Genomic DNA, 1496 nt, shown 5'->3' on the forward strand with positions numbered 1-1496 from the left:
CGTCAGAATAGTTGCCGCGTCGATAGAACCCAAAGAGGGGGCGAAGACGAGGAGAAGACGTGGCTCGATACGGCAAGGAATACAAGGACCGGGTGGTGGCAAGACTGCTGCCGCCGGAGAGCGCTCCGGTGGAGCGGGTATCCGCAGAGGCAGGTGTGAGCGCCTCGACGCTGGAGCGGTGGCTGGCTGAAGCGCTGGAATCAGCGAGTAGCGGCGGCGAGTCTGCGCGTCGGGTGTGGACGGCTGCGGCGCGACTGCAGGCGGTGATTGCGACGGCATCGCTGGACGAGACGGCGAAGTCGGCGTGGTGCCGCGAGCAGGGGGTGTATCCGCAAGAGCTGACGCAGTGGAGCGCGAGCGCGCTGGACGCACTGGCCGACCCGAAGGTGGCGACCAGCGGCGCCTCCAATGGTGCGGAGCGCCGACGAGTCAAGGAGCTGGAGCGAGAGCTGCGGCGCAAGGACAAGGCCTTGGCGGAGGCTGCGGCATTGCTGGTGCTGTCAAAAAAACTCTCGGCGATCTTCCACGAGGGCGCGGACGAATGACCGGGCAGGAAGATCGCCAGAAGACGGTGGGGCACATCGAGATCGCGTGCCGCGAGGGCGCCAGGCTCAAGCCGGCGTGCGAGATGGCAGGCTTGGACGTGCGCACGCTGCAGCGCTGGCGGGCGCGGTCGGGTGCCGGTGACGGACGCCCGGGAGCCGTTCGCCCGATACCCGCCCATGCGCTGAGCCAGGACGAGCGAGCGCAGCTGCTGGAGGTGGCCAACGAGCCGCGCTTTGCGGACATGCCGCCGGCGCGGATCGTGCCGACGCTGGCCGACGAAGGGGTGTACCTGGCCAGCGAGTCGAGCTTCAGCCGGGTGCTGCGCGCGGCAGGACAGAGCCGCCACCGGGGCCGAGCGCGCGCGCCCCGGCCGAGCAAGGCGCCCACCACGCACGTGGCCCGTGCGCCGGGCGAGGTGTGGTGCTGGGACATGACTTACCTGCCATGCGAAGTGACCGGGCGCTGGTTCTACCTGTACCTGATCCTGGATCTCTACAGTCGCCGGGTCGTGGGCTTCGAGGTCCATGACAGCGACAGCGCCGACCACGCCGTGGCGGTGCTCAAGCGGGCGGCGCTGGCCGAGGGGCTGCACGGGCGGCCACCCGAGAAGCGGCCGGTGCTGCACGGTGACAACGGCGCCACGCTCAAGGCCACCACGGTGCTGGCCACGCTGCACTGGCTCAAGATCCGCCCGTCGTACTCCCGGCCCCGGGTGAGCGACGACAACGCCTTCGTCGAGAGCCTGTTCCGCACGGCCAAGTACCGCCCGGAGTTCCCGGTCAGCGGCGGCTTCAAGGATCTGCAGGCGGCGCGGCAGTGGGCCTGCGCGTTCGTGCATTGGTACAACCATGACCACCGCCACAGCGGCCTGCGCTACGTCAGTCCGGCGCAGCGCCATGCGGGGCAGGACCGCGAGATCCTGGCGGCGCGGGATGTGCTGTATCGGCAAG

The 1496-nt window shown here is 69.7% G+C and carries 1 pseudogene; it reads left to right on the top strand.

Going from position 1 to position 1496, the window contains the following annotated elements:
• Positions 1 to 59: 59 nt before the first annotated feature.
• Positions 60 to 1496, top strand: a pseudogene (locus C7444_RS19915) (IS3 family transposase); the annotation flags it as partial.

This window comes from Sphaerotilus hippei (assembly GCF_003201595.1).
Taxonomy (GTDB): Bacteria; Pseudomonadota; Gammaproteobacteria; order Burkholderiales; family Burkholderiaceae_C; genus Sphaerotilus; species Sphaerotilus hippei.